The following is a 25,894-nucleotide window of genomic DNA, read 5'->3' on the forward strand; positions in this document are numbered from 1 at the left end:
CCGCGGAGCCCCGGTGCCGGTCCGTCCGGCCGGTCGAGCCGGTCCATCCGGGTGGACGGGGTCGGGGTGTCGGGCCCAGGCTGTGGGGCTGAGGGGCCCGCGAGGGCCGGGCGAGCAGGGACGAGGCGCATGGGTGACTGCGGGAGCGGTGGGTCGAGGTGGCCCCGATGACGGCGCCGGCGACCATCGAGCTCCTGCCGCAGGCCGTGTCCGCCCGGCAGGCCCGACGGTGGGTGACCGAGCGGATGTCCGGCTACGGGCTGGAGCCGTTGTGCGACGCGGTCGAGCTGCTGACGGCCGAGGTCGTCACCAACGCCCTGCTGCACGCCGGCACGCAGCTGAGCCTGCACGTGCGACGGCAGGGCAGCGGGGTCCACGTCGAGGTCATGGACGGGTCGTCCGTGCCGCCGCACCGCCAGCACTTCTCGCGCACCGCGACCACCGGGCGCGGGATCGGGCTGCTGGACGACCTGGCCGACGAGTGGGGGTGGCGCCCGGAGAAGGCCGGCAAGACGGTCTGGTTCCGGGTGCTCCGGCCCCGGGAGACGTGGTCGGCCGCCGACCTCCACGGGTTCGGCGACCTGGGTCTCGAGGGCCTGGAGCGGACGTGAGCGGGTCCGGGGCGACGGAGTCCTCGCTCGGGCGCTACCTGCCCGGTGACGACGGTCCGCTGGTGGAGGTCCGGCTGCTGGGGCTGCCGGTCCCGCTGTTCATCGCCTCGCGCGAGCACCACGACGGGCTCGTCCGCGAGCTGCGCCTGCTGGCGCTGGAGGACGACGCCGGCGAGCTCGACGTCCCGGCCCGCCTCGTCGAGCTGGTGGACTCCCTGGGCACGCGGCACGCCACGGCCCGGTCGCGCCGCGACACCGAGCTGGAGGCCGCGCACGCACGGGGTGAGCGGACCATCGACCTGGTGGAGCACGTGCCGTCCGGGGTGGTCGAGGTCGCCGAACGGCTCCGGACCCTGATCGAGGAGTGCGACCGCTTCTGCCGTGAGGGGCAGCTGATGACGCTGCCGCGCCCACCCCTGGTCCGGCAGCTCTCCGAGTGGTACCTGGCGCAGTTCCGCGACCAGGTCCAGGGCCGAGCGCCCACCCGGTGGGACGGGCCGTCGGAGCTCACGCAGGGACCTGGCTGAGCGCCTCCCGACGGATCCGGAGCCGCTGCGCGACCTGGCCGCCGACGGCGAGCCCGAGCAGCACGCCCAGGGCGATGCCCACCATGGACGTCCCCATCGTCACCAGCGACGAGATGCCCTCGGCGGTGTCCTCGTCCAGGAACCGGGTGACGCCCTCCAGGCCCACCGCACCCGGCACCAGCAGCCAGAACCCGGGCAGGAAGCTGACCAGCGCGGGCGGGCCGGTGGGCTGGCGGGCGGCGATCATCGCCACCGGCGTCATGGCCAGCGCGCCGAAGAACGCCGACAGGGTGCTCCCGAACAGCAGCCCGCCCAGCACCTGACCGGCGTAGGCGACGTAGAGCACCAGCATGATCCACGGCAGGGACGACCACCGGGCGCCCTTGAACAGGACCACCCCGACGCCGAACACCGCCACCCCCGTCCAGGTCGCGACCACCGTCGCGGCGCCGGTCGCCGGGTTGTCGATCGAGGCGCCGGGGACGCCCACCAGCTGCGCGCCGGCCAGGATGCCCAGGGCCAGGAGCACCAGGCGCAGCGTCCCCGCGGCCAGCCGCCCGGAGCCGGACATGATCTGCCCCGTCGACAGCTCCAGCACGGCCGTGGTCAGCAGCGCCCCGGGCAGGAACGCGACGAGCGCCGCGACCAGCGGTGGGAACACGGCCAGCTCGGGCAGCACCCGGGCCACGCTGAGCACCACCGCCGACGCGCCGAGCGCCGCGACCACCGGCAGGAACGGCTGGTAGGCGCTGGGGAACCGCTCCGAGGCCAGGTGCAGCGCCCCGACCAGCAGCCCGAGGCCGCCGCCGACCAGCAGCTCCAGCCAGCCCCCCTGCAGGATCAGGACCAGCCCCAGGGTGAACAGGACGTAGCCCAGCAGCTGCTGGCCGGGTGAGAAGAGGGGACCGGTGGCGCGGGCGCGGGCCAGGGCGACGCGGCCGTCGGACGGGCTCAGCGCACCGCTGCGGGCCTGGTCGACGATGCGGAACACCTCGTCGACCTGGTCCAGGCGCAACGCCGACGCCCCCGCGGCGGACACCTCGGTCTGGACGCCGTCCTGGTGGGGGAGCGAGATGAACAGCGCCGTGGGCATGACGACGATCCCGACGCCGTGCACGCCGTTGACGGTCGCGACCTCCTCCAGCGTCTCCTGCACGTGGTTGATCGCGTCGCCCGCGTCGACCAGCGCCTCGCCCAGCGCGAGCAGGAAGTCCAGCGTGGCGGGGTCCGTCGGGGCGTCGTCACCGACCGGCCCCTCGGGTCGGCCCGCGGACGGGGCGGCCGCCAGGGGCACGGTGGCCGCGGTGCCGTCGGGGTCCGGGGCGGGCTGCTCGGCGCCGCGGCGGACCACCGTCCGGACCAGCAGACCCCCGACCAGCAGGACCACCACGGCCAGGGCCACCGAACCCAGCGGGATGTTCGAGCTGACCAGGGCGGGCGACGACGGCGACAGCCGGACCGGCTCACCGGTGGTGGCCGTCGGCTCGGCGTCCACGGCCGGCCCGGGGTCGGTGCCCGCGGTCGCCGCGGGGGCGTCGGTGGGAGCGACGACGGTCGGCTCGGGCCGGTCGGTGGGGACCTCCTCCTGCGCCGGCGCCGTGCCCGGGGTGCCGGTCGAGGTGCCGTCGTCGGTCGGCTGGGCCGGCTCGACCGGTTCGACCGGTTCGGTCGGGGCGGTCGGGGCGTCGTCCCCGGGGTCGGCGCCCGGGGGGGCCGGTGCCACGTCCGGCGGTTCGTCCGGCTCCGGCTGCTCGCCGCCCGAGCCGCCCGAGCCGTCGGGAGCCTGGAGCTCCGGCGCCGGGGACGACGCGAGGGCAGGGGCGGCCCCGCCCAGGAGCAGCGCCACGAGCAACGCGATCAGGAGAGGGGCGGCCAGCAGGAGGACCCGCGAGGGGGCCGGCAGGGCACGCACGTCACCAGACGAGCACCCGGTGCCCCCGGGTGTCAAAGCAGCCGACCCCGCCCCGGGCCGCCCGGGTAGCCTCCTACCCGGCCGGCGCCTGCCGACCGCGCCGACGACGGAGGGGTGATCGTGCGTCGCCCCGTGCTGCTCGTGGTCCTCCGCGCCGCCCTCCTGGCGCTGCTGCCCGCCTTCGCGGCGCCGCTGCTCGCCTGGTCGTCCGCCGCGGTCCCGTCGGTGGCCGTCCTGGACCTGACCCCCTCGAGCGCCGTCAGCGCCCCGCCCGCGGGCGAGGCCGCCGGCGACGGCCTCGTCGTCACCGGCCACACGTCGGCCCGGCAGGCGCCGACCGAGCGGGTGAGCGGGGCCGCGCCCCCGCCGTCGGACGAGCCCGTGCAACACCGTGCCGTCCCCGCCCCGCCCCGGCCGGTCACGGCCCTGCCTCGCGGGCTGGGCCCGGACACCGCCCCGCCCCGCACCTCCGGCCACGAGCCGACCCTCGGTCGGGCACCTCCGAGCGTGACGCGCACCTGACGTCCCGCTCGTAGGCGCGACCCCTCGCCGGGGTCGCTCGTCCCCGGAGGTCCACCCGTGTCCCGCCCCCAGTGGTTCCGCCTGCTCGTCGTCGTGGCCGTCCTGGCCACGTCCCTGTTCTACGTCCTCACCACCGCCCCCCGCCTCGGCCTCGACCTGAGGGGTGGCACGCAGATCACCCTGCAGACCCAGGACTCGCCTACCGTGGTCGCCGACGCCGGGTCGACCGACCGCACCATGGAGGTGCTGCGTCGTCGCGTCGACGCCCTCGGCGTCAGCGAGCCGACGCTGGTCCGTTCCGGCGAGACCCGCATCATCGTCGAGCTGCCCGGCGTCCAGGACCCCCGCGAGGCCGCCGAGACCATCGGTCGGACCGCGCAGCTGTCGTTCCATCCCGTCCTCGGTGCCGCCGGGCCCGAGGGCTCCGGGCCGGTCGGCGCGGAGCCGGTCGACGGCGAGCTGGTGCTGCCCGACGAGTCCGGGGTCGAGCTGCGGCTCGCCCCGGCGTCGCTGACCGGCGAGGGGGTCGGTGCGGCCGCGGCGGTGCTGGGTCAGCAGGGCGTCGGCTGGGACGTGTCGGTCGACTTCCAGGGGCAGGGGCGGGTGGCGTGGCAGGCGCTCACGGCCGAGGCCGCCTGCGCCCCGCCGGGCGACCCGCAGCGTCGGGTCGCGATCGTGCTGGACGACGAGGTGGTGTCCTCCCCGCAGGTCGACCCGAGCGTCGCCTGCGAGGCCGGCATCCCCGGCTTCACGACGTCGATCACGGGCGACTTCACCCAGGAGGAGGCCGCGGACCTGGCCGGGCTCATCGAGGGCGGTGCGCTGCCGGTACCGGTCGAGATCATCGAGCAGCGCACCGTCGGGGCGACGCTCGGGGCCACCGCCATCAACGCCTCCGCCCTGGCGGCGGTCATCGGCGTCGCCCTGACCGGGCTGTTCATGACCGCCGTCTACCGGTTGCTGGGCGGCATCGCCGTCGTGGCGCTCGCCGGGTACGGGCTCATCGCCTACGCGGCGCTGCTGGCCGTCGGGGCGACCCTGACCCTGCCCGGCCTCGCCGGCTTCGTCCTGGCCATCGGCATGGCCGTCGACGCCAACGTCCTGGTCTACGAGCGCGCCCGCGAGGAGTACCAGCGCCGCGGCAAGGGGCTGGTCGACGCGACCAGACGCGGCTTCTCCGGGGCCTGGACCGCCATCGTCGACTCCAACGTCACGACGCTGCTGGCGGCCGGGCTGCTGTTCGTCCTGGCCTCGGGCCCGGTGCGGGGCTTCGGCGTCACCCTGAGCATCGGCGTGCTGGCGTCGATGTTCTCCGCGCTGGTGCTCACCCGGGTCCTGGCCGAGACCGCGGTGGGCACCCGCTGGCTGCAGCGGCGACCCGGTGCGAGCGGCATCAGCCGGCTCGGGCCGGTGCGGGAGTGGCTGACCCGCCGCGACCCGGACCTGATGCGCCACGGCCGCCGGCTGCTGGTCGGGGCGGTGGTCGCGGTGCTCGTGGCCGGGGCCGGGATCGCCGTCCGTGGCCTGGACCTGGGGGTGGAGTTCACCGGTGGTCGGCTGCTGGAGTACCAGAGCGACGTGGCCGCGACCGACGGCGCCGACGTGGCCGGCGACGTCCGCGCCGCGGTCGCCGAGGCCGGGTTCCCGCAGGCCGTGGTGCAGGCCGGCGGCGACGGTGTCGTCGCCGTCCGCACCGGGGTCATCGACAACGACGAGGCCGTGGTGGTCGAGGACGCGGTCGATGAGGCCACCGCGGGCGAGCTGGAGAAGGTCCGCGACGAGCTGATCGGGCCGAGCCTGGGTTCGGAGCTGCAGCGCAACGCCCTGGTCGCGCTCGGCGTGGCCCTGCTGGCCCAGCTCGCCTACCTGGCTGTGCGGTTCCGCTGGACGTTCGCGGCGAGCTCGGTGCTGGCGATGGTGCACGACGTCGCGATCGTGGTCGGGGTGTTCGCCTGGCTCGGGCGCCCGGTCGACGGGGTGTTCCTCGCGGCGCTGCTCACGGTGATCGGGTACTCGGTCAACGACTCGGTCGTCATCTTCGACCGGGTGCGCGAGCTGTGGCGGGGCGCGGGGGGCGGCCCGTTCTCCTCGGTGGTCAACCAGGCCGTCGTCCAGACCCTGCCGCGCACCGTCAACACCGGCATCGGGGCGGGGGTGATCCTGCTGGCGCTGGCGGTGCTGGGGGGTGACTCCCTGACCGACTTCGCCCTCGCGCTGCTGATCGGCGTCGTGGTCGGCTCGTACTCCTCGCTGTTCGTCGCCTCCCCGCTGGCGGTGGCGCTGGAGGGCCGCTGGCCGACACCCCCACCCGCCCCCAGGACCCGGAAGGTCGCGCGTGACCCGATGGACAGCGGAGCCGTCGTGTGAACGGGCGGGACCCGTGAGCGGTCAGGTCGAGGGCGGGATCGCCGGCTGGGCGGTCGGGCTGATGGAGACCCTGGGCGGGCCCGGTGCCGGTCTCGTCGTGGCCCTCGAGAACGTCTTCCCGCCCATCCCCAGCGAGGTGGTCCTGCCGCTGGCGGGTCTCGCGGCCAGCCAGGGCAGCTTCTCGCTGCTGTCCGCGATCCTGTGGACCACGGCGGGCTCGCTGGTCGGCGCCCTCGCGCTGTACCGGGTCGGGGCGGCCGTCGGCCGGGACCGCGTCGTCGCGTTCGCCGGTCGGTTGCCGCTGGTCGACGCCCGGGACGTCGAGGTCGCCGAGCGCTGGTTCGTGAGGCACGGGTACGCCGCGGTGTTCTTCGGCCGGATGCTGCCGATCATCCGCAGCGCGATCTCCGTGCCGGCGGGGGTGGAGCGGATGCCGGTGGGGCGGTTCGTCCTCTACACGACCGCGGGGAGCGGGATCTGGAACACGACCTTCGTCGTCGCCGGGTACACCCTGGGCGAGAACTGGTCCCTCGTCGAGCAGTACGCGACGGTCCTGCAGCGGGTCGTCGTCGCCGCCGTGGTGGCCCTGGTCGTGGGGTTCGTGGTGGTCCGGGTCCGTCGGCGTCGGCGTGCGGACGGGGAGGCCGGCTGAGGGCGGGGACGCAGGGCGGGGCGGCCCGGCCGGGTCGGCTCAACCGGCCCGACCGGCCGTGTACGCGAACCGCGTCCAGCGCGCCGCCCCGCGAGCCGGCGCCCCGTTCCCGCTGGCGTACACGCCCAGGTGGACCCCGGTGAACCCACCGGCGACCTCGGTGCTCAGGTAGCGCACCGGCGCCGCGCCCAGGTCGACCCGACGGGCCTCCCCGTGCTCGACGGAGAACCGGTAGGCCTCGGCGTCCGCGTCGACCCGCAGCCGCAGCGGGCCGGGGTCGACGGCCACGGCGGCCGTCACCTGCTGCAGCGGGCCGACGCGGTTGCGCACCAGCGCCCGGCGGTGCCCGTCGACCACGCGCACGGCCAGCTCGACGTGATGGTCCTCGTCCATCCGCACGAGCAGCCCGGCCTCGTCCTCACCCACCGGGTCGACGTCGAGGTCGGCGACGACCGAGCAGTCCACGTGCTGCTGCCGGCGCAGCACCGCCACCAGCAGCGGGTCGTCGGTCGAGTCGGGTCCGCCCCGCAGCGTCAGCGCCCCCGGGCTCGCCGTCAGGGACGCCTCGGCGTCGGTGAGCGGTCGGCGCAGCGTGCTCCAGCGCGGCGGCAGGGTCGGACCGTCGAACTCGTCCACGGTCGACGCCGGGTCCGCCGGCGAGGGCGGCAGGTCCGGGGCCGGGTGCTCCAGCGGCACCCGCCCGTCGACGCCGATCGACGGCCAGCCGTCCTCGGGCCAGGTGACCGGCGCCAGCAGCGTCTCCCGGCCCAGGTGGTGCCGCCCGCCGACCGGCCGCGTCCCCAGCAGCACCGCCCACCAGGTCCCGTCGGCCAGCTCGACCAGGTCGGCGTGCCCGACCGACTGCAGCGGGTGCGGCGAGCTGCGGTGGCTGACCACGGGGTTGTGGGGCGAGGGCTGCCAGGGACCCCACGGCGAGGTCGACCGGGCGACGGTGACCATGTGGCCGGGCTCCGTCCCGCCCTCGGCCAGCAGCAGGTGGTACCAGCGACCGCGCCGGTACAGGTGCGGCGCCTCGGGGAACCGTCCGCCCGTGCCCGCCCACAGGAACCGGACGTCGCCGCGGCGCTCGCCCGTCAGCGGGTCGACGACGGACTGCTGGACGCCACGGGTGAAGCCCGGCTCGGCCTCGTGGCCGTGACCGGGGACCGGTTCGGCGGTCGAGGTGAACAGCCAGGTCCCGTCGACGTCGCGGAACAGCGAGGGGTCGATGCCGTCCTGGTCCACGGGCACGGGGTCCGACCACGGCCCGGCCGGGTCCTGCGCGTGGACGAGCAGGTGCCCGCCGCCGGACACGTCGGTCGCCGTGACGTAGAACGTGCCGTCGTGCCACCGGATCGTCGGGGCGTAGACGCCGCCGGAGGCGCGGGCGCCACGCAGGTCCAGCTGCGAGGTCCGGGTGAGCACGTGCCCCAGCTGCTGCCAGTGCACCAGGTCGGTGCTGCGCAGGACCGGGATCCCCGGGAAGTACTCGAAGCTGCTCGTGACCAGGTAGAACACGTCGCCGACCCGACAGACGCTGGGGTCGGGGTGGAACCCGGGGACGACCGGGTTGCGGTAGGTGCGCGTGCCGGGCTGCGTCGACATCGGCCGATCGTCTCGTGCCGCCGCCCCCAGGACGGCCCCCGGGTTGGCAGGACGACGCCCGAGCGGGTAGCACGGACCCGTGCAGCATGACGAGGTACGGCTGGTCTGCGTGGGGGACTCCTTCACCGAGGGGATGAGCGACGGGCGACGGGCGGACGGCGAGCACGTGGGGTGGGCCGACCGCACGGCCGTGGCGCTGGCCCGGCGGGACGCCCCCGGGACGGTCCGCTACGCCAACCTCGCGGTGCGCGGCAAGCTGCTCGACCAGGTGGTGGCCGACCAGGTGCCCGCGGCCCTGGCCATGGAGCCCACCCTGCTGAGCTTCCACGCGGGGCCCAACGACGTGCTGCGCCGCGGCACCGACCTGGTCGACCTGACCCGCCGCTACGACCGCGCCGTGGCGGGTGTCGTCGCGTCGGTCCCGCAGGTGCTGCTCTTCACGGCCGTCGGACGTGCCGGGGGGAAGGGGCGGCTGGCGGACTGGCTGGCCGACCGGTTCGCCCGCTTCAACGACCACGTGCGCGAGGTCGCGGACCGTTCCGGGGCCACGCTGGTCGACATGGGGGCCGCGGCGGTGCTGACCGACCGCCGGGTGTGGGACCTGGACCGGCTGCACCTGAACGCCGACGGCCACACCCGGGTGGCGGCGGCCGTCCTGGAGCAGCTGGGGGTGGACCGCCCGGACCTGCTCGGCGGTCCCGTAGGGTGGTGGCGTGAGCCGCTACCGGCGGCGGTGCCGGTCCCGCGGCGGGTGTCGGCGGCCGCCGACCTGGTGTGGGCCCGCACGCACCTGCTGCCCTGGCTGGGCCGCCGCCTGACCGGCCGCTCCAGCGGCGACCGCCGCTCGGCCAAGGACCCGGTGCTCCGCGTGGTGCTCCCGCCGGTCGCCTGACGGTTCATCCGTCGCGGTGGTTGACGGTCCGCCCTCCCGGGCGTACCCACGTCGTATGGACGATCCGTCGTGGACGCACACCCCCGAGGCCGTGCACGAGGTCGACCTCGCGCTGGACACCCTGGAACAGGCGCAGCAACGGCCGTACCTCGACGTCGAGGCGGACGCGCAGGCGGCGACCGCCTACTACGGCGACGTACCGCCGCACGGCTGGGGGGACCTGGTGGCCCGCACGCACGAGCGTCGGCCCCGGTACCGCCCGAGCGTCGAGGTCTACCCGTGGGTCGACCTGCAGCCCGACCTCACGCTGCGGAGCCTGTACACCGGACAGGTCTTCGACCCCGCCGAGCTGATCCGCGCGGACGCCGAGGTCCTGGACCGGCGGCACCGGCGGGCGGCGTCCTTGGAGGGCCTCACCGACCAGACCCACGACCAGCTGGTCGAGCAGCTCGAGGCGGCGCTGCCGTACAACTGCGAGCACGTGGTCCCGCAGAGCTGGTTCGGTCGGGCCGAGCCGATGCGGGGCGACCTGCACCACCTGTTCGCCTGCGAGTCGCGCTGCAACAGCTTTCGCGGCAACACCCCGTTCGTCGAGCTGCCGGACTGGCCGCCCGAGCCGGAGCCCGAGCCGGACCTCCCGGACGGGGTCCTGGCCGACGCCGTCCGGCCGGACTGCGGCAAGCGGACCGACGCGGGGTTCGAACCCGCCCAGGGCAAGGGGGCCGCGGCGCGGGCCCTGCTGTTCGTCGCGCTGCGCTACCCGGGGGTGATCGAGCCCGACGAGCTGGACCCCGCCCGTTACGACGACCTGCTGCTCTGGCACGCGCAGGACCCGGCGGGGGACTGGGAGCGGCACCGCAACGCCGCGATCCACGAGCGGCAGGGCAACCGCAACCCGTTCGTCGACCACCCCGACCGTGCGGAGGAGCTCGTGGCCCTGCTGCGTCAGTGACCCAGCAGCGACTTCACCAGCACGACCGCCAGGGACAGGACCAGGACGGCGGCGGCGAAGAAGGCGCTGCTCAGCCACGAGCGTCCTCGGCTGCGGGCGATCCCCAGCCCGACGACCGCGGGCATCGCCCCGAGCGCGAGCAGCGAGAGCCGTAGCGCCGTCGTCCCGTCCAGCAGCAGGAACGGCACGGCGCCGGCGGTCGCGACCGCCAGGCCGCCCAGCACCTGCGCACCCGCCTCCTGCGCGGCCGACCCCGGCCAGACCCCGCTCGCGTCGGACACGTGCGAGGCCAGCCGGAACGCGAGCCAGTGCGCGAGGACCAGCCCGACGGCCGTGCCGAGCATGGTCGCGACGATCGTCCGGTCCGACGGCAGGTACCCGGTGGGCACGACGACCAGTCCCGCCAGCAGGACCAGCGCCATGTAGAGGGCCGCGGCCAGGAACTCCCGACGCAGGACCTGCCGGTGCGTCTCGTGACGGCCGACGGTCGCGGCGGCAGCCGTGCCGTCCTGCGCCGGGGTGCTGTGGCTGCTCACGCCCCGAGTGTCGTCACCCGCTCGCAGCGGCGGCAAGGCCCGCAGCGTCCTCGGCCGAGGTCGTGCGCATCCGCCGGACGGGTGAACCGGCCCCTGCGGCTCACTCAGGGTCACCGGGAGGCCGACTCATCAGGGGCCGCGATCGCGGTCTCGCCCTCCGCCTGCTCCCGAAGGACCCCTCGTGCGCCTCTCGCTGCTCCTGCCCGGACAGGGCCGGCACCGCGCCCGGCGCCATGTCTCCCGGGTCGTCGCCACCGCCCTGCTCGGCACCCTGGTCGTGCCGCTCACCGTCGCCACCGGGGTGCCCTCCTACGCGGCGGCCGACGACGGGACCGTGCTGCTCACCGAGACCTTCCAGAAGCGTACGACCAGCCAGAACTGGGTCGCCCCCGAGGGGCAGGGGGCGAACCGAGCCTGCCTGACCGCCGGCACCGCCTCGGACACCGCGAGCAGCGGGATCCCCGGCTGCAACCTGCCGTTGCCGGCCGCGGCGGACTCGGGGGCCGCCAGGCTGCGTCTGACCCCTGCGCAGACCGGCAGGTCCGGGGCGGCGCTGTTCAACAAGCCGCGCAGCCTCACGGCCGGGCTCGACGTCAGCTTCACGCAGTTCCAGTACGGCGGCTCGAACCCGGGCGCCGACGGCATCAGCTTCTTCCTCGTCGACGGCCGCACGGACCTGACCCGTGCGGGCGGCACCGGCGGGTCGCTCGGGTACGCCAACAACACAGGGGGCAGCCCGCAGCAGGGCGTGGCCTCCGGGCTGCTCGGCATCGGCCTGGACACCTGGGGCAACTGGCCCCGCGAGACCCAGAACGCAGGCTGCACGGGCTACGTCACCTCGAACCCGTACACGACCTACCGGAACAGCATCGCCGTGCGCGGGCCCGGCACGCTGGTCGGCGGCTCCTGGAGCGGGGGCTACTGCACCCTGCACGAGCCCGTGCTGCTGGACGACGTCCCGAGCCTGACCACCAAGACCTGGTCGCAGAAGGCCGTCCGCGTCATCATCGAGCCCACGGTCGACCTGGACGGCCAGCCCGTCGCCGACCCGCAGGTCAAGGTCTTCGTCGCGGACGACGAGGCTGCGCTCGCCGTCTCCACCACCCCGCTCATCACGGTGCCGGTGCCCGCCGAGGTGAAGGCCGCCCCCAGCTTCAAGTTCGGCTTCGCCGCCTCGACCGGTGGCTCGACCAACATCCACGAGATCCAGGGCATCGAGGTCTCCACGGTCAACCCGCTGCCGTCCCTGCTGGAGCAGACCACCTCGCACGCCGCGACCGCGGTCGGCACCACCGGCAGCCTGACGATGTCCCCGTCCCTGGACGACCTGGGCGGTCCGGACAACGGCCCGATCACGCTGACCGTCGACGGGCCGGCGGAGCTGTCGTACACCGACGCGACCGGCGAGGGCTGGAGCTGCGACACCGAGGTCCGCCCCGTCGTCTGCTCGTACACCACCGTCGACCCGCTCGAGCCGGGCACCGTCCTGCCGGTGGTGTCGATGACCACGACCGCGGTGCGCAGCGGCCGCTACCCCGTGACGACGACCATGGCCTCGGCCACCGCCAGCACGGCCCCCGGTTCCCGCGTGCAGACCGTGGACGCCACCTTCCGGCCCACCTCGGTGGCGCTGTCCGAGGTCGTCGAGGCCACCGCGGACGCCCGGACGGTGGACCTGGTCCCCGAGCCGGACGGCAACGGACCCTTCACCTTCGACGCCGACCGCACCTCCGGGCCGGGCGCGGTCGAGCCGACCGACGACGGCGTGCGTGTCGTCGTCACCGGCGGGGCCAGCGGCCGCGTGGTCGGTACGTACACCGTCACCGACGCGAGCGACCCCGCGGCGACCTCCGAGACGTACCCCGTCACGGTCCAGGTGCGCCCGGTCGCGCAGGACGTGGCCGGCGCGACCGACGCCGGCGACCCGGTGACGCTCCCGGCCCCCGACGTGCTCGGTTCCCCCGACGCGGACGGTGACTGGACCTGGCTGCTGGCCGGGGCCGCCACCGAGCTCGGCACCGCGACGGTCGACGCCCGCACCGGCGAGGTCACGTTCACCCCGTACGCCGGGGTCAGCGGCGTCACCACGCTGTCGCTCAGCGCGACCGGCGCTGACGGCGTCACCAGCCTGCCCGTGACCGCGGAGGTCACGGTCCGCCCGACCGCGGGCGTGCTCGCGGCCCACGGCTCGCTGGACGCGGACGGCGAGGCCACGCTGGTGACCGGCGAGCCGACCTCGACCGGCAGCGGCAGCACCACCTGGAGCATCGTCGACGGGGAGGACGGCGACCTGGGGGCGGCCACCATCGACCCCGAGACCGGCGTCATCACCTTCACCGCCGACCCCGGCGCCAGCGGCACCTCGGTCGTCACGTTCCGCCCGACCGACGGCTCCGGCACCGAGGGCGAGGCGCAGGACGCCACGTTCGTGGTCCTGCCGTTCGCGCCGGACCTGGCCGGTGACGGCGCGGTCGGCGTGCCGATCGACCTCGGGCGCCCCGACGTCGTCGGGTCCGAGACGCTGACGGTCGTGCTGGAGCAGGACGCCGAGGACGTGGGCGTCGAGGTCGTCGACGGCTCCCTGGTCGCCACCGCCGCGGTGGCCGGCCGCCACGAGGTCCACTACCGCGTGGTCGACGGCACCGACCTGAGCAGCGTGTCCGCCGTCATCACCCTCGACGTGCGGCCCGTCGCGCACGACGTGGTGGGGGAGCCCGCCACGGCGGCCCTCGAACCCGTCGCGCAGCTGGTGGACCCCGTCGTCGACGGGACGGACACCCCCCGCATCGCCGTCCTGGACGGCGACGCCCCGGTCGGCACCGTGAGCACCGACACCGTCCACCTGTCGCTGCTGCCGGACGCCGGCGCCAGCGGGCACCTGCGGGCGACCTACACCGCCACGGTCGACGGCTCCACCGACGAGTCGGTGCGCACCAGCGCCCCGGCCGAGGTGCGGCTCGACGTGCACCCGGTCGCGGAGGGCGGGACGGCGCAGGTCGCGTCCGGCACCACGACCGAGGTGGAGCTCGCGGCGGCTCTCGGCACCGGCCCGTTCACCGTCGTGGTCGACGACGAGCCGGCGGCCGCACTGGCCACGGTCGAGCCGAGCACGCCCGGTGCGGTCCCGACCGTCACCGTGACGGGGGTCGGCTCCGGCCGGGGCACCTTCGCCTACCACGTGCTCGACGCCGACGGCCTGGCCAGCGAGCCCGTCACCGTGGACCTGACCGTGCTGCCCGTGGCGGGACCGTCCGGTCCCGGGGGTGGTGGTGGCGGAGGTGAGGCCGACGGCCCGGCCGGCTCGCCCGTGACCTACCAGCCGCCGGCGCCGACCGGCACCGGCCCGTTCACCTTCGAGCTGACCGACCCCGACCCTGAGACGCCCCTCGGCGTCGCCGACATCGACCCCGACACGGGGGCCATCACGTTCACGCCCCGCGCCGGGGCGTCGGGCCGCCTGGTGCTGCACTACACGGTGACCGGCGCGGACGGCGTGACCAGCGAGGAGGTCGAGGTGGTCATCGAGATCCGCCCGACGTCCGAGCCCGGTGCCGGCCGGACCGTGACCGGGGACCCGGTCACGGTGCAGCTCCCGGAGCCCGTGGGCACCGGTCCGTTCGAGTGGACCCTCACCGCCCTGCCCGACGGGGAGCGGGGCACGATGACCATCGACGCGAGCTCGGGGGCGGTCACGTTCTCGCCGGCCCCCGGCACCTCCGGCCGCGTCCTCGCGCAGTACTCCGTCGCGGACGCCGACGGTGTCGTCAGCCAGCCGGAGCCGATCGAGATCCTCGTCGCCCCGCGCGCCCTGGCCGCTGCCGCCGGCACCCCCTCCGGCACGCCGGTGAGGGTCCAGCCGGACGCACCGGTCGGCACCGGACCGTTCGAGTGGGCGCTGCGGACGCAGCCGCCGGCCAGCACGGGCACCGCCACGGTCGACGCGGCCGGCATCCGGTTCGTCCCGGCCGACGGCTTCGCCGGTGCGGCCGAGCTGAGCTACACCGTCACGGACGCGGACGGCGTGACCAGCGACCCCGCCACCGTCACGGTCACCGTGGCCGCCGCGGTGCCCGCGGTGCCCCTGGACCCGGGGCCCCAGGTCGCGCAGCCGACGGCGGGCACCCCCACCGTCGCGCCCGTGACCGGTCCCACGGCGCTGGCGCGCACCGGGGTCGAGACCGGCACGGTGCTGGCCGGGGGCGGTCTCGTCCTCGCGCTCGGCGTCGTCCTGCTGGTCCTGACCCGCCGCCGCCCGGGACGGCACGTCCTGGCCTGACCAGGTGACGAAGGGCCCCCGCACCAGCCGGTGCGGGGGCCCTTCGCCGTGGCGGGGGGCGCGGATCGCCGCGCGCGCCCTCCCGTGGCCGACCATCTATCCTGTGACCTGTTCGTCACCAACAGAGAAGGTCGATCACACCGTGCCCAGCAGCACAGCCACTCCTCGTCCCGAGGTCCTCGTCGAGACGGCTCCTGAGGAGTCCGCCCCCGAAGACCCCAGCCATAGACGCATCCCCCGCAGGCGCTCGACTCACGACGTGCGGGCGGGGGTGATGACGTGACGAGCGCGATCCTGCTCCTGCTCCTAGGCCTGGTGCTGACCGCGGTGATCATCGCCGCGAACGGCTACTTCGTGGCCCAGGAGTTCGCGTACATGTCGGTGGACCGGTCCCGGCTGCGGGCCGCGGCCGACAACGGTGACGACGGCGCCAAGCGGGCGCTGGACGTCACCCGTCGGACGTCGTTCATGCTGTCCGGGGCCCAGTTGGGCATCACCGTGACAGGCCTGCTCGTGGGCTTCGTGGCCGAGCCGTTCATCGGGGAGTCGCTGGGCACGCTGCTCGGCGCAGGCGGCGTGCCGACCGGGGTCGGCGTCGCCGTGGGCACGGTGGCCGCGCTGGTCCTGGCGGCCGTCGTGCAGATGATCTTCGGCGAGCTGTTCCCCAAGAACCTCGCGATCGCCAACCCGGAACCGCTCTCCAAGGCGTTGGCCCGTTCGACGAAGCTGTACCTGGCCGTCTTCGGGTGGCTCATCGCCTTCTTCGACATCTCCTCGAACGCCGTGCTGCGGCTGCTGCGAGTGGAGCCCGTCCACGACGTCGACAGCAGCGCGACGGCCGAGGACCTGGAGTACATCATCGGCGACTCGCGGACGAGCGGGGACCTGCCGGACGAGCTGTCGGTCCTGCTGGACCGGATCCTCGACTTCCCCGACCGCGACGTCGAGCACGCGATGATCCCCCGGGTCCGCGTGGGCGTGGTGCGACCGGAGACGTCCGTGGCCGAGATGTGGGCCCTGATGTCCAGCGGGCACACCCGCTACCCGGTCGTCGGGGAGCAGGAGGAGCCCCTCGGCGTCGTGCACCTGTCCGACGTGCTGCTCGCCGACCCGACCGACGACCGTCCCGTCAGCACGCTGATGCGTCCGGCGCTGATCGTCCCCACCCTGATGCCGCTGCCCGACGCGCTGGACCGGTTGACCGCCAGCAAGAACGAGCTGGCGTGCGTCATCGACGAGTACGGCGGTTTCAGCGGGGTGCTGACGATGGAGGACCTCGCCGAGGAGCTCGTCGGGGAGATCAGCGACGAGCACGACGCCGTGGACCACGTCACCGCATCGGCCGACGGCGAGGACGCCTGGGTGATGGACGGCGACCTGCCGATCGACGAGGCGGAGCGGGTCATCGGACGGGACCTGCCCAGGGGCGACTTCGAGACCCTCGCGGGTCTGCTCATCGCCCACGGCGGGGACCTGCCGGCCCTCGGTGCCACCGTCACCCTGGAGCTGCCGCACGAGGCCGCCGACATGGTGGGTGAGGACCTCCGGCCGCGCTGGCTGCAGATCGAGGTGGTGGAGGTCGAGCGCCACGTGCCGAGCGTGCTGCGGGTCCACCTGCCCCCGGTCGGTGCACCCGTGGCGGCCGACGCCCAGGACAGCCCGGACGCCCACGACGAGGAGGACCACCGGTGAACGTCTGGGGAGTCACCGCCGTCACGGTGCTGCTGATCGTGCTGAGCGCCTTCTTCGTGATCATCGAGTTCGCGCTGCTCGGGGCCCGCCGGCACCGCCTCGAGCAGGACGCGGTGCGCAGCCCGCACGCCCGCGCGGCCCTGCGGGGCATGAACGAGCTGACGGTCATGCTGGCCGGGGCGCAGCTCGGCATCACGGCCTGCACCTTCGCGCTGGGGGCCGTCACCAAGCCGGCGATGGACTCCTGGCTAGGCCCGGTCCTGTCCGACCTGGGCCTGCCGTCGTGGCTCGCGGGCGGCGCCGCCTTCGCCCTGTCCCTGCTGATCGTGACGTTCCTGCACCTCGTCATCGGCGAGATGGCACCCAAGTCGTGGGCCATCGCCCACCCCGAGCTCGCCGCCCGCGTCATCGGGGTCCCCTCGCGGGTCTTCGTCTGGCCCGTCCGGCCGTTCCTGCTGTGGGTCAACGAGATCGCCAACCGCCTGGTGGCCCGCACCGGGGTCGAGCCGGTCGACAAGGCCGCCGTCGGGGGGCGCGACGCCGACACGATCCGGAGCCTCGTCGAGTACTCCGAGCGGGCCGGTGTGCTGGAGTCCGAGCTGGGCACCCAGCTGTCCGGGGTGCTCGAGCTCGAGGGGCTCACGGTCGGGGACATCACGTCGCCGAACGCCGAGCCGACGGCCGTCCGCGCCGACGCGGCCGTGGCGGACGTCCGCGCTGCCGCCCAGTCCTCCGGTCACCTGCGCATCCTCATGACCGACGAGGTCGGCCGGCTGGCGTACGTCGTCCACGTCCGCGACACCATGCAGGCGGACGTCGGCGCGCGAGCGGTGGACCTGGCGCGCCCGGTGTACCGGGTCGACGCGGCGACGCCGGTCTACGAGCTGCTCCGCCAGATGCGTGAGCAGCGTCAGCAGCTCGCCGTGGTCGAGCAGGGAGCGGACCTCGTCGGCATCGTCACGCTGACCGACGTCGTGCGTCGGGTGCTTCCGGGGCCGCTGCAGGTCGCCACGGCGGGGTGAGCCGGGGCCGACCGCAGGACGCGCCGCGGTAGGAACGGCGCCGCAGCCCCTACCGCGCGTCCGTCACTCGCAGCCCACGCCGTCGCCGTCGCGGTCGAACTTGGGGTCCCAGCCAGGGTCTCCGTCCCTGATGGGTGCGCGGCCGGCGGCCCGGACGGCGTCGCAGTTCTGGAACGGGCCGGCGTCCGCCGCCGGGGCGGGCGCGGGGCCCGCCTCGGCGGGGGCCGGAGCGGGGGCCACCGGGGCTGGATCGGCGCACACGGTGGGGGCGCCGGACGCGTCGTCGGCGGCGACGTACGCGGGCTCGCGGTCGTGCGCGCCGTACCCGTCGCGCGAGTCGTAGCGGGCGATGGCGTGACCGGACTCGATGAGGGCGAGGCCGGAGTCCAGGCCGTCGGACTCCCGGTCGACGTAACGGATGATCCGGTCGTAGCGGTCCCGGTCGTCGCGGGCGCCCGCGGTCAGGACGACCCGTTCCCCGAGGACCAGCTCGGCGAGGGCGTCCGACGCCTCGGCGAAGCCGCACTCCCCGCGCTCGGGGGTGTCCATGCCGATGATCCGGACACGCTCCACCGTGTCGCTCTGCAGGACGTCGATGGTGTCGCCGTCCACGATGTCGGTGACGACCCAGGTCGCCGCGGCGAGGGCGGCCTCCACCTCGGCAGCCTCGACGGCCGCGGCTTCGATCGCGGCGGCCTCCGCGGCCGCTGCTTCAGCGGCGGCGGCCTCCGCGGCGGCTGCTTCCTCGGCGACGACCAGCGCCGCCGCTGCCTCCTCGGCGGCGAGGGCCTCGGCTGCGGCTTCTTCCTGCGCTCGTGCCTCGGCCGCCAGGGCGGCCTCGGCGGCCACCTCGTCCGCGGCCACGCTGGGCTCGGTCGAGAGGGCAGGGCTCGCGACGGGTTCGGCGTCGGGGAGGATGGCGCCGAGGGTCGCCAGCGACATGGTGCCGGCGACGAGCATCGCCACCGCGCCGGCCGGGACCAGGACGCGCTTGCGTGCGAACCAAGCCGTCGGGGCCGCCGGTGGCTGGCTTGGCCGTTCCGCGACGTCGTCGACCCAGAAGGGCCAGCCGATCGGAGGGCGCGGCCAGGACGGGTCCGCCGTCCAGCCGGGCGGTGGTGTCCAGCCCGCGGGGGGCGGCGGCCAGCCGGGCGGCGCGTTGAACCGTGCAGACATCGTTGGCTCCCGGGCACGGCTTCTCGGCGATGAGTCGCCTCGACCGTAGGCCCGGAGGCCGGGTCGGCGCCGGGGATTGGCCCAGCCGACGTGCTGGTCCGCGGGTGGGCTGCGAACCAGCGACGTGACGAGAGGCGCGACGTGGGCAGGTCCTGGGGAACCGGACGGGGTGGAGCGCGGAGCCGCCTGTCAGAATCGAACTGATGACCTACGCATTACGAGAGGGTTCCCCGCGTCTGCAGGCATGACGTGCGGGGTCTGACCTGGTCGTTTGTCGGGGTCGGTCCGCACGTGCTGTTGGTTGCGCCGAGAACGATTGGGGCACCTGGGGGGCAGGGGTCTGACCCCACCCTGGTGCCCCCCGTGCATCCCGGAGCCGAGGCCGGGGTATTGGCGTGCTGCGCCAACCGCACCTTCGATCGCGTGACGGCCAAGGCGAGCCCGGCATGGACTTCTCACGTTCGGGTCTCCGGCGCTATCCCCGTGAGGGAGACTCGTGGCATGAGTGACGCAGCCCTGGGAGTGCTGCTGATGTGCATGGGCGTCTCTTTCTGGTTCTACTTTCTCAGCAGGGCACGAGCCGCCTACGCCCGCAAGAAGGTTTCCGAGCCAGTAGAGGCATTGCTTCTAGAGTCTGGTCTATATCCGGTCCTCTTTGTTTTCTCGACCACGTTCGCCGCCTGGTCTATACCAGCTGGGATAGACCTCATGGGCGTTCCCGTAGACCCGCTGGTGCACGACGTCCTTCTCAGCATGAACGCCGGCGCAGGCCTCCTACTGCTGCTGGTTCTGACCTGCGGTCGACCCAGGTTCTTGGTGCCGACGTCGGATCCAGATGGGTTCCCATTGCAACTTGTCACACGATGGCTTCGGTCACGCTGGCGAGCATGATCGGTCTCCCTCCGGTGACGCTTCGAGGAACCCGCGTCGCTGGACACCTAGAGGAACGCGCGGTTGGGTCGGCAATCTGTGACACGCGCCAGGCCGGCCGCGCGCAGCGCGGCCCTTGATCACATAGAGGTCAATGGAGCAGGGCACGACCCCGCCTATGAGCGGCTCCGGTTGCGAGTAGGGTCCGGTCATGACTGGGTGGCTAGGGGCGTGGAACGCGGAGCAGTATGCGGCTGCAGCGCAGGTCATAACTGCGGCGGTGGCCATCGTCGCGGCGGTCTTTGCCTTCATTCAGGTCCGTCACGCGCGACTGCTGCGGATTGAGCAAGCTCAGCCCGTCGTGCTGGTGGACTTCGAGTCAAGTCCAGTTTGGCAGAACGCCATTGAGCTAGTTATAGAGAACTCCGGCAAAACCATAGCAACGAATGTGCGCGTTGAATTTGACCCACCTTTAGAGTCCAGCAAGAAACAGCGGGGTCACGAGATTGAGAACTCGATATTGTTAAAGGAGGGAATTCCGACCCTGCCTCCTGGTCGCCAAGTCAGAGCACTCTTTGATCTGACGCACGAACGTAAAGAGTCTGGACTCCCGATGTCCTACAAGGCGCGCGTCACCTTTTCAAATTCTAAGGGGCGGGGTAGGCAAAGCCTGTCGTACGTGCTGGATCTCAACTATCGGTTTGGATTGCTAACCTTCCAGGAGAAGGGTATGCATCAGATCGCTGAGGAGTTGGGTCACATTCGCAACTCCATGCGCCGCTGGACTACGCATACTAACGGGCTGAAGGTCCACATGGTCGATGAGGACGCGCGTAGGTTTGAGGACAGGTGGCACATGAAGAACGGCGGGTCGCCGCCGATGCTGAACAATCCCCAACCGGCGGGCCGACCAGCCCCCTCTCGCTTCGATCGACTCCGTGAGCCTTGGTGGCGTCGCGTGTACTGGTCTTGGCGGCTAGACCGAGCTGAGCGAGGAGAGATATCGAGGCTTGAGAGGCAGCTGAGTCTTCAACCCAGCAATAAGCAAGCTTTGGAACAGAAGTTGGCGGTTGTCAGGGCGCGCCGCGCGCGGCGTCGCGGCCCGGCTTAGGATCGAACCCTGCGCAACAGAAGGTGAGTCGCGTGGATTGGCTAGACTTGACTCATGGCCAGACAAGTTTCTGAGGGTGAGTGGACTCCCCTTCCCGGATCGCTGCCCGAGATCGTCGAAGCTGACGTCGTCTACGTAATTCGGCTCATCCCATTCCAGGGTGTAGTCGAGGTCTGAACCCGCCGGTCTCGAGCAGGCTGCGGGCGATGTAGTTCGTGAGGTTCCGGAACCCGAGGGCTGAGCCGCGGAGGTGCTCGAGGCGGCCGTTCATCGCTTCGGTGGGGCCGTTGCTGGTGCCGGGTCGGTCGAAGTAGGCCAGCACGTCCTCGGCCCGCTTATTCAGCGTCCGCCCGAGCGTTCGGAGCTCGATGAGAGGGGTCGGGACGCCGGCGGTGACGGACTCGATCAGCTTGGTCATGAGGTGCTTGCCGCGGCCGCGGTCGGGCTCTCGGTAGGCGCCGATCATGCGCTGGTAGATGCCCCAGGTGGCCTCGACCTGGACGTGGTCCTCGACCCCGAACAGCGCCGTCAGGCGTTGGCGTTGGCGGTCGGTGAGCAGGTCGTGGCCGGTGTGCAGGGTGCGGCGGGCGCGGTAGAGCGGGTCGTCCTTGCGGCCGCGATGACCGTGCAGGTCCTGCTGGACCCGGCGCCGGCAGCGGTCCAAGGCGTCCCCGGCGAGGCGGACGACATGGAAGGGGTCCATCACCGCGACGGCCTCGGGCAGCTCTTCCGTGGTGGCGGTCTTGAAGCCGGTGAAGCCGTCCATCGCGACGACCTCCAGGCCGTCGCGCCAGGCCTTCGGCCGAGCGGCGAGCCAGGTCTTGAACGCCTGCTTGGAGCGGCCCTCGACCATGGCCAGCAGGCGTGACGGGCCGGTCTTGTCGCGGACCGGGGTGAGGTCGATGACGACGGTGACGAACTTGTCGCCGCGGCGGGTGTGTCGCCAGACGTGCTCGTCGACACCGATGACGCGGACGCCGTCGAAGCGGTCCGGGTCGTTGATCAGGACGCGCTGGCCCTCGTCGAGGACGGCGTTGTTGGCGGTGGTCCAGGACACGGCCAGTGCCTCGGCGAGGCGGGCGACGGTGAGGTGCTGGCAGACGAGGCCGACCAGGGCCCATCGCAGCGCGGTCCGGGACAGCTTGGCGCGCGGTTCGGCGGCGCGGCTGGTGTCCTGGCGCCAGACGTGGCCGCAGCTGGCGCACTTGTAGCGGCGGACCGTGACCAGCAGCGTCGTCGGGCGCCAGCCCAGCGGCTCGTGGGCCAGCGTCCTCGTCACCGTGTCTCGCGCTCTGCCTTCGCAGCCGCACTCCCGGCACCACCTGTCGGGCTCGAGGACCCGGCAGGCGAGCACTGCCCGGTCCGGCTGCAGGTGCTGGCCGACGACCTCGAGGCCGAGTTCGTCGAGGCGGCAGAACGTCGTCAGGTCAGGGGTCGCGAAGGTAGCGTCAGGCACGTCGAGGTCTTCCTGGATGGTGAGCGTGAGAACTTCCATCCTCGGGAGGCCTCGACCTCTATCCGGGCACCGACGCGCCGACTGCTCCCTCGCCCACCGCCCCGCTGACTACACCCTCAACTGGGAAGAGCCCGTAATTCCCACACGTACGCCTGCCGAGGGCTCGGAAACCCCTCGCTACAACGAAACCGTGAGGTACCTACCCAAGGTCGCACGGTCCAAAGGAGTGCCGGTTGAGTTCTCGACATCCAGCGGCAAGCGTGAGTACCTCGCGGAGTACAGCATCGACGCAGAGATGTGGTCGCTGGGTCTGGCGTGCCTACAGATGGCAAGCGACTGGCTTATCCTCACGGTCTCTCTCTACATCAGCTACCGAGCCGACTCCCAAGGATGGGAGTTGGAGGCAGCTGAAAAACTGCCGTTGAAGGTGACGGTTGCCGAAACTTCTACGGGTCGCAACTACATGATTGAAGGCAGCGGCGCCGAGGTGATAGAAGCACTGAAAGAGTTCCAGCCGAGAACGAGGCCGGAACGGGACCTCGAGCAGTAATAGGCGTGACCGTCGTGATTAAGCGCAGGGGCGAGCAGTTCAAGATGGTGATCTTGCAGGCCGGACCAATCCCGCCATCGGGCGGACCCTTGCGAGAGAAGTACCTCGACCATCACGGTCGAAAGGCACTCAAGGTCGCGATCTGCCAGTACGCCGAGGCCATGGAACTGCTGTCTACCCGCACCACGTTCATGCCCGCAATGGACTTCGAACTTGTCGAATCCGATGACGATCTGCGCAGTGCCGTTCAGCGCGACAAACGGGAGCACTGGGATCGATTCCGCGTGGAGACGAACAAGTACACGCTCGACGCGATGGAGCCGCACATAAAGAAGTCGGTGAAGGCCGCGACGGACGCGCTGAACTACCTTGAAGATCACAAGCTCAGGGAGGAGGCGCACGCGGCTATTCACCGGGCGGCGTTCGTAAATCGGGGTCTCTTCGGTTGCCCTGTTGTCTTGCGTGGAGACGACTATTGGACTGACTGCCCCATCATCATCTCGCACCTACGCATGGGCGTGTCCGCTGGCCTCGTCAGCGACTTCGAGTGTTCGGTCTGCGGCGAGCTGGTCGAAGATTGCGATCATCAGGCGGGTCAACTCTACTCGCAAATTGCCGGACGTACTGCGGAAGGGAGTTGTCCTGTCTGCGACTCGATGGAGTGCGAGCACCCTGCGGGCGAAGCGTTCCGCGCGGAAGCACACGCTATCGCACGGAGGGTTAAGGCTGGTGAGGTCTCTTTCGTCGCGCGTCCACGGTATCCGTTGGCGCGCATCGTCGAAAAGACCGTGGATATGGGACGGCTACATGACAACCCGAGCGTGATTCAGTCCGCAAAGCGCGGTGGACTCAACTGTGACGCTGACCTCGGGCCGTGCAAGGGGTTTAATGAGACGAAGGACTGGGATCTGAACCAGAAGCTTCGATAGTGAGACCGCGCTTCGAGCTCGACACTTCGCACGACGCGTTGCTCCGCTGACCGTCAGGGTGTGGGCAGGCTCGTCGCTACCGTCCCAGGATGAAGCGCACCCTGATTGGCGGTACGGCTAGCGGGTCCTAGGGCTCCTGCTGGCTCAACTCAGGGTGGCACCGGGGCTCTGGCCTGGCTCCACGCCGAGTCGCTTGCTCCTCGTAGCCGCGGGCGTCGGCATGGTCCTCGGTGTCGGGGTCCTCAGCCGTCGGAGCCACGACCGGAAGGTGGCTCAGCGCGACTAGAAAGACGCCACTAGGACGTTCGCGTCGGTTGTTATGGCTGGCTGACGATCGCTGCTCGGCGCAGCTGGGCGTTCTCTACGCGCGTCAAGATGGACGGGGCGCGGCGTTGCCACGTCGCGCCAGAGCGACCCCTGCGAGCACGAGGCCGCTCCCGATGAGGAGTGTCGGAGTCAGCGGCTCCTGAAGCACCACCGCCCCGAGGATGATGGCCACAACAGGCAGTAGGTAGGTCACAGTCGAGGCCGCCACCGGGCCATCGTCCGCGATGATCCGATACAGCAGCAGGTAGGCGAGTCCAGTGCCACCGATCCCTAGGACGAGGACGGCGAGAGCCACCTGCGGCGATAGTGCGACGGGTGTGAGCCCGGCGAGCGGCACGGTGATCGACATGAGCAGGGCGGCTGTAATCAGCTGTGTGGCGGCCATGCCAGAGTTCGGAAGTCCTGTGGGAGTGAGCCGCGCGGCGATGAAGACGTACCCCGCCCCGTATGACGCAGCGGCCAATAGAGCCATCAGAGCACCAAAGAGGGGAACGTCACTGCCTCCCGGCGACAGAATGATCGTGGTGCCGGTCAAGCCCAGTAGCAGTCCCCCGACCTGGACGATGCCTGTGCGCTTCTGAGTGCGAGCTCCCAGCGCAACGACCAGCGACCAGATGGGTGTGGTGGCGTTGAGTGCACCAGCGAGGTTCGAGGGGATGGTCTGTTGCGCCACAGCGAACAGCGTGAACGGGACCGCGTTGGCTAGTAGGGCGGCGATGAACAGTGGGACGTAGACGTCGCGTCGAGCAAGAACCGTGGCGACGTCGTGACGCGCCACCATGGCGAGAAGCCCCGCGCCGAGCATGAGTCTGGCGACGGTAATTTGGACGGGGCTTAGTCCGTCGAGCGCCAAGTCGATCCAGAGGAAGCTGCTGCCCCAGAGGAGGGCTAGGGCTGTAATGCGGAGCGTTCCGGCGAGTGTGGGGTTCATTCGACGGGGGTGTTGTAGTGCAGCGCGGTTAGGTCTGCGCGCATGACGAACCTGGTGACTTCGTAGGGGTCACCGTTCTGGTCGACGCTTGTGTGCCAGACGTCGAGGACTGGTGAGCCCTTGGGCAGGGCGAGCCGGTTGGCCTCATCCGGGGTGGGCATTCGTGCGGTGACGTCCTCGAGGATGCGAGTCATGGTGTGGCCGGTCTCTTCGAGTCGGCCGTGGATGCCGTAGGGGTGGTCGATCACGGGTTCGCTCAGGTCGGTGCCATGGGTCAGTGCCGCCAGCAGGAAGGTGCTCACGCGGTAGACCGGGTCGTCGTCGGCGTAGAAGACGTTCTCGCGGCGGGTGACCTCAACGTCGTCACCGTCCACTGTCCCAAGTCGGCTTGCGACGTCCGACGACGCGCGTTCTTGGGTGATCGACAAGACCTCGAACCTGCCGGTCTTGCCCTGGCGCTGGCATTCGAGCAGGAACGGGGACAGCCCAAGGTCACGGTGCCGCGGTGAGTACCTGTCGATTCCGAGCCGGATGAGCGGGTGACGTTGGCGAACGAACACCCCTTGGCCGTGGTGGGCGATGACCAGGCCCTCGTCGGTGAGGATCCTGACGGCCTCGCGGGCAGTGTTGCGTGCGGCGTCGAACCACGCGGCCAGCTGCCGCTCGGAGGGCAGCTGCCCGCCCTCGGGGAGGTCCCCGCTCTCGATCCGCTCGCGCAGGGCGTCGGCAATGACACGACTGGCGGGGCGGCGCCGGTCGTCGGATCGGTCGTCGGTCCGGGACACCACCGGATCCCACAAACTGGTCCAAGCCAGTTGCCGTCACGACCAAGCAGGCGGACGTGTCGGAGTGAATCGAGGCACTGGTCACGGCTCAGGGCTTGGCGCCGGCCACGGTGACCCGCGCTGGCCATCTTCCGCGGTCCTGGACCACGGGATGGCGGACGAGCGGATTACCCGGTAGCCGCGGCCAAGGTGC

The 25,894-nt window shown here is 72.2% G+C and carries 21 protein-coding genes; 14 read left to right on the forward strand and 7 right to left on the reverse strand.

Annotated elements, in window-relative coordinates:
• The first annotated feature begins 167 nt into the window (after positions 1–167).
• Both ACR80Q_RS02210 and ACR80Q_RS02215 read left to right on the forward strand, forming a co-directional pair.
• Positions 168–611 carry an ATP-binding protein gene (locus ACR80Q_RS02210; RefSeq protein WP_435375905.1) on the forward strand — a complete coding sequence of 148 codons (444 nt, stop codon included), beginning with the start codon at positions 168–170 and terminating at the stop codon, positions 609–611.
• The gene (locus tag ACR80Q_RS02215) at positions 608–1,138 is read left to right on the forward strand and encodes a hypothetical protein (RefSeq protein WP_435375906.1); all 531 of its coding nucleotides are present in this window, start codon (positions 608–610) and stop codon (positions 1,136–1,138) included. Before ACR80Q_RS02210 ends, ACR80Q_RS02215 begins: the two co-directional genes overlap by 4 nt.
• On the opposite strand, the gene ACR80Q_RS02220 is transcribed toward ACR80Q_RS02215, so the two are convergent.
• A complete protein-coding gene (locus tag ACR80Q_RS02220; protein WP_435375907.1) occupies positions 1,119–3,050 on the reverse strand; it encodes a threonine/serine exporter family protein in 1,932 nt (643 codons plus the stop codon). The two genes, ACR80Q_RS02215 and ACR80Q_RS02220, sit on opposite strands and share 20 nt — an antisense overlap.
• Before the next feature lie 114 nt (positions 3,051–3,164).
• Between ACR80Q_RS02220 and ACR80Q_RS02225 the strand changes: the two genes are divergently transcribed.
• The 3 genes from ACR80Q_RS02225 (at position 3,165) to ACR80Q_RS02235 (ending at position 6,591) form a co-directional block, all read left to right on the forward strand.
• Positions 3,165–3,572, forward strand: a complete 408-nt coding sequence (locus ACR80Q_RS02225; protein ID WP_435375908.1) for a hypothetical protein — start codon at positions 3,165–3,167, stop codon at positions 3,570–3,572.
• Positions 3,573–3,629: 57 nt separating this feature from the next.
• On the forward strand, positions 3,630–5,939 hold the full coding sequence (gene secD, locus ACR80Q_RS02230) for a protein translocase subunit SecD (protein WP_435375909.1): 2,310 nt from the start codon (positions 3,630–3,632) through the stop codon (positions 5,937–5,939).
• Positions 5,940–6,000: 61 nt separating this feature from the next.
• Positions 6,001–6,591: a DedA family protein gene (locus ACR80Q_RS02235; RefSeq protein WP_435376042.1), complete on the forward strand. Its 591-nt coding sequence runs from the start codon at positions 6,001–6,003 to the stop codon at positions 6,589–6,591.
• Positions 6,592–6,630: 39 nt separating this feature from the next.
• Here ACR80Q_RS02235 and ACR80Q_RS02240 read toward each other — a convergent pair whose 3' ends face one another.
• A complete protein-coding gene (locus ACR80Q_RS02240) occupies positions 6,631–8,196 on the reverse strand; it encodes a glycoside hydrolase family 43 protein (RefSeq protein WP_435375910.1) in 1,566 nt (521 codons plus the stop codon).
• Positions 8,197–8,275: 79 nt separating this feature from the next.
• Between ACR80Q_RS02240 and ACR80Q_RS02245 the strand changes: the two genes are divergently transcribed.
• Entirely contained in the window at positions 8,276–9,088 is an 813-nt protein-coding gene (locus tag ACR80Q_RS02245; protein ID WP_435375911.1) for an SGNH/GDSL hydrolase family protein, read from the forward strand.
• A 55-nt stretch (positions 9,089–9,143) separates the two neighbouring features.
• Positions 9,144–10,040, forward strand: coding sequence for an endonuclease I family protein (locus ACR80Q_RS02250; protein ID WP_435375912.1), 897 nt, complete (start codon positions 9,144–9,146; stop codon positions 10,038–10,040).
• Here the strand turns inward: ACR80Q_RS02250 and ACR80Q_RS02255 are convergent.
• A complete protein-coding gene (locus ACR80Q_RS02255; RefSeq protein ID WP_435375913.1) occupies positions 10,034–10,576 on the reverse strand; it encodes a hypothetical protein in 543 nt (180 codons plus the stop codon). The two genes, ACR80Q_RS02250 and ACR80Q_RS02255, sit on opposite strands and share 7 nt — an antisense overlap.
• Before the next feature lie 181 nt (positions 10,577–10,757).
• On the opposite strand from ACR80Q_RS02255, the gene ACR80Q_RS02260 reads away from it, so the two are divergent.
• The 3 genes from ACR80Q_RS02260 (at position 10,758) to ACR80Q_RS02270 (ending at position 17,566) form a co-directional block, all read left to right on the forward strand.
• The gene (locus ACR80Q_RS02260; RefSeq protein ID WP_435375914.1) at positions 10,758–14,852 is read left to right on the forward strand and encodes an Ig-like domain-containing protein; all 4,095 of its coding nucleotides are present in this window, start codon (positions 10,758–10,760) and stop codon (positions 14,850–14,852) included.
• Between the two features lie 279 nt (positions 14,853–15,131).
• Entirely contained in the window at positions 15,132–16,544 is a 1,413-nt protein-coding gene (locus tag ACR80Q_RS02265; RefSeq protein WP_435375915.1) for a hemolysin family protein, read from the forward strand.
• The gene (locus tag ACR80Q_RS02270) at positions 16,541–17,566 is read left to right on the forward strand and encodes a CNNM domain-containing protein (RefSeq protein WP_435375916.1); all 1,026 of its coding nucleotides are present in this window, start codon (positions 16,541–16,543) and stop codon (positions 17,564–17,566) included. The genes ACR80Q_RS02265 and ACR80Q_RS02270 overlap by 4 nt, the downstream gene beginning before the upstream one ends.
• Before the next feature lie 63 nt (positions 17,567–17,629).
• Here ACR80Q_RS02270 and ACR80Q_RS02275 read toward each other — a convergent pair whose 3' ends face one another.
• Positions 17,630–18,742, reverse strand: a complete 1,113-nt coding sequence (locus tag ACR80Q_RS02275) for a thermonuclease family protein (protein ID WP_435375917.1) — start codon at positions 18,740–18,742, stop codon at positions 17,630–17,632.
• A 501-nt stretch (positions 18,743–19,243) separates the two neighbouring features.
• Here ACR80Q_RS02275 and ACR80Q_RS02280 point away from each other — a divergent pair.
• Positions 19,244–19,633, forward strand: a complete 390-nt coding sequence (locus ACR80Q_RS02280) for a hypothetical protein (RefSeq protein ID WP_435375918.1) — start codon at positions 19,244–19,246, stop codon at positions 19,631–19,633.
• A 190-nt stretch (positions 19,634–19,823) separates the two neighbouring features.
• Complete coding sequence (locus ACR80Q_RS02285; protein ID WP_502306122.1) at positions 19,824–20,723, forward strand: DUF8453 domain-containing protein; 900 nt, start codon at positions 19,824–19,826, stop codon at positions 20,721–20,723.
• A 145-nt stretch (positions 20,724–20,868) separates the two neighbouring features.
• Here the strand turns inward: ACR80Q_RS02285 and ACR80Q_RS02290 are convergent, their stop codons facing one another.
• Positions 20,869–22,179 carry an ISL3 family transposase gene (locus tag ACR80Q_RS02290; RefSeq protein ID WP_435375920.1) on the reverse strand — a complete coding sequence of 437 codons (1,311 nt, stop codon included), beginning with the start codon at positions 22,177–22,179 and terminating at the stop codon, positions 20,869–20,871.
• Positions 22,180–22,369: 190 nt separating this feature from the next.
• On the opposite strand from ACR80Q_RS02290, the gene ACR80Q_RS02295 reads away from it, so the two are divergent.
• Positions 22,370–22,729, forward strand: a complete 360-nt coding sequence (locus tag ACR80Q_RS02295) for a hypothetical protein (RefSeq protein WP_435375921.1) — start codon at positions 22,370–22,372, stop codon at positions 22,727–22,729.
• A 5-nt stretch (positions 22,730–22,734) separates the two neighbouring features.
• Positions 22,735–23,658, forward strand: a complete 924-nt coding sequence (locus ACR80Q_RS02300; protein WP_435375922.1) for a hypothetical protein — start codon at positions 22,735–22,737, stop codon at positions 23,656–23,658.
• 370 nt (positions 23,659–24,028) lie between these two features.
• Here the strand turns inward: ACR80Q_RS02300 and ACR80Q_RS02305 are convergent, their stop codons facing one another.
• Both ACR80Q_RS02305 and ACR80Q_RS02310 read right to left on the reverse strand, forming a co-directional pair.
• Positions 24,029–24,916 (reverse strand): DMT family transporter, encoded by an 888-nt coding sequence (locus ACR80Q_RS02305; protein ID WP_435375923.1) that lies wholly within the window; start codon positions 24,914–24,916, stop codon positions 24,029–24,031.
• Positions 24,913–25,701 carry a GntR family transcriptional regulator gene (locus tag ACR80Q_RS02310; RefSeq protein WP_435375924.1) on the reverse strand — a complete coding sequence of 263 codons (789 nt, stop codon included), beginning with the start codon at positions 25,699–25,701 and terminating at the stop codon, positions 24,913–24,915. The genes ACR80Q_RS02305 and ACR80Q_RS02310 overlap by 4 nt, the downstream gene beginning before the upstream one ends.
• Between the last annotated feature and the right edge of the window lie 193 nt (positions 25,702–25,894).

Origin of the sequence: Aquipuribacter aurantiacus (assembly GCF_051216895.1) — a bacterium.
Taxonomy (GTDB): Bacteria; Actinomycetota; Actinomycetes; order Actinomycetales; family JBBAYJ01; genus Aquipuribacter.